This is a genomic window from Kitasatospora sp. NPDC007106 (assembly GCF_040634455.1).
GTDB classification, from domain to species: Bacteria; Actinomycetota; Actinomycetes; order Streptomycetales; family Streptomycetaceae; genus Kitasatospora; species Kitasatospora arboriphila.
In genome coordinates, this window is the sequence record NZ_JBEYFP010001183.1 from 1 (window position 1) to 1,505 (window position 1,505).

Below are 1,505 nucleotides of genomic sequence, written 5' to 3' on the forward strand. Positions count from 1 at the left end.
CGGCCGAGGCGCTCGCCGCGCACGCCGCCGAACCGCCGGCCGCCGCCCTCGCCGGGCACCGCGGGTGGATCGACCACTGCTACGCCCCCGACACCGTCGAGGAGATCCTCGACCGGCTCGACGCCGCCGGCGAGCCCGCGGCGGCCGCGGCCGCCGCGGAGATCCGCGCCAAGTCGCCGACCGCCCTCAAGGTCACCCTCGCCGCGCTGCGCCGGGCCCGCGGCCACCGCAGCCTCGGCGAGACCCTGGAGCAGGAGTACGTGATCTCCTGCGCCGCGCTGGACTCGCACGACCTGGTCGAGGGGATCCGCGCCCAGGTGGTCGACAAGGACCGCGACCCGCAGTGGAAGCCGGCCGCGCTCGCCGACGTCACCGCCGAGGACGTGGCCCGCTTCTTCGTACCGACCGGCGACCCGCTCGGCCTGGGTCCGGCCTGAGGTGACGACCGTCTCGCCTGGCGAGACTGGCGCACCGACCGGTCGGTCGGAGATCGTATCCACCGTCAGGACGCGCGCCGAGCGGCGGCGCAGCGAAGGGAGTCAAGGACGATGACCGAGTACGAGACGATCCTGGTGGACCGCAAGGGCCGGGTCGGCATCATCACGCTCAACCGGCCGAAGGCGCTCAACGCGCTGAACACGCAGCTGATGAACGAGGTCGTGGCCGCCGCCACCGCCTTCGACCGTGACCCGGAGATCGGCTGTCTGGTCGTCACCGGCTCGGAGAAGGCCTTCGCGGCCGGTGCCGACATCAAGGAGATGCAGGGCAACCGCTTCCCCGACGTCTACCTGGACGACTGGCTCGGCCCGTGGGACCGGCTCGGCCAGCTCCGCAAGCCGGTGGTCGCCGCGGTCGCCGGCTTCGCCCTCGGCGGCGGCTGCGAGCTCGCCATGCTCTGCGACATCCTGATCGCCGCCGACACCGCGAAGTTCGGCCAGCCGGAGATCAAGCTCGGCGTGATCCCCGGCATCGGCGGCTCGCAGCGGCTCACCCGCGCCGTCGGCAAGGCCAAGGCGATGGAGCTCTGCCTGACCGGCCGGATGATGGGCGCCGAGGAGGCCGAGCGGGCCGGCCTGGTCTCCCGGATCGTCCCCGCCGCCGACCTGCTGACCGAGGCGATGGCCGTCGCGGAGACCGTCGCCGCGATGTCGGCGCCGGCCGCGGTGATGATGAAGGAGAGCGTCAACCGCGCCTTCGAGACCACCCTCGCCGAGGGCGTCCGCTTCGAGCGCCGGCTGTTCCACGCGGCCTTCGCCACGGCCGACCAGAAGGAGGGCATGGCCGCCTTCGCCGAGAAGCGCAAGCCCGAGTTCCAGGGCCGCTGACGGCCCGTCGGCCCCGCCCGGCCCCGGTGTGCGATCCATTGCGCACCGGGGCCGCTGCCTGCGACGATCGCAGCTCGCGACAGCAGGGGGGTTCGACCATGTGGAGTTTCTTCCGCCGGCGCCGGAACGGTGGGGCCGCACCGGCCGACGCCCCGCCGCCCGCACCCGCCGCGGCCGCGG

2 protein-coding genes are annotated in these 1,505 nt (G+C 74.0%); both read left to right on the top strand.

Going from position 1 to position 1,505, the window contains the following annotated elements; genetic code table 11:
* Positions 1–437 (top strand): enoyl-CoA hydratase/isomerase family protein (locus ABZ641_RS36960; RefSeq protein ID WP_359988951.1); only part of this gene is annotated, 437 nt, incomplete at its 5' end.
* 111 nt (positions 438–548) lie between these two features.
* Entirely contained in the window at positions 549–1,325 is a 777-nt protein-coding gene (locus ABZ641_RS36965) for an enoyl-CoA hydratase (RefSeq protein WP_095872351.1), read from the top strand.
* Positions 1,326–1,505: the final 180 nt, after the last annotated feature.